Origin of the sequence: Frankia sp. Mgl5 (assembly GCF_023242985.1) — a bacterium.
Classification (GTDB): Bacteria; Actinomycetota; Actinomycetes; order Frankiales; family Frankiaceae; genus Parafrankia; species Parafrankia soli.
On the sequence record NZ_JALKFY010000263.1, the window covers coordinates 1 to 248 of the forward strand.

Below are 248 nucleotides of genomic sequence, written 5' to 3' on the forward strand. Positions count from 1 at the left end.
GTAGAGGGGGATACTCCGCTAGCGCCTGCGGAATACGTCAAAGCGATCACGACGACAGTCCGGAATGAATTTGACACGCATAATCTGCCATTGCCTGAACTGTGGATCGAACCGGGCCGCAGCATTGTAGGGGAAGCGGGTACCACGCTTTACCAGATCGGCTCCTCCAAAGAGATTCCGCAGGTACGCAAATATGTCTCTGTTAACGGAGGTATGACCGACAATCTGCGTCCTGCGCTGTATCAGGC

General features: G+C 54.4%; 1 pseudogene. It reads left to right on the forward strand.

From position 1 onward, the window contains the following. Positions 1-248: pseudogene (locus tag MXD62_RS09280) on the forward strand (diaminopimelate decarboxylase); the annotation flags it as partial.